This window comes from Polaribacter sp. 2405UD43-2 (genome assembly GCF_058147125.1).
The window spans coordinates 1-233 of the sequence record NZ_JBYVJX010000117.1 but is presented as its reverse complement, the minus strand read 5'-3'; the positions used below and the strand labels follow the sequence as shown (position 1 = coordinate 233).

At 35.6% G+C, this 233-nt stretch carries 1 pseudogene; it reads right to left on the bottom strand.

The features are described 5' to 3' along the window. A pseudogene (locus ACY2RX_RS14975) lies at positions 1-233 on the bottom strand (efflux RND transporter permease subunit); the annotation flags it as partial.

Sequence of the window (233 nt, the reverse complement as noted above, 5' to 3'; positions counted from 1 at the left end):
AATTCCTTCCCAAAGCATTAAAGGAAAAAATGCAGCCAATGTTGTTGTAGTAGACGCAATAATTGGCATTGCAACTTCACCTACACCCAATCTTGTAGCTTGTATTCTAGAATAACCTTCATCCATTAAACGATAGACATTTTCTACGACCACAATTCAATTATCAACTAACATTCCAAGAGCAATAACGAGAGAGAATAGTACCATTGTGTTTAAAGTTACTCCCATAAAGC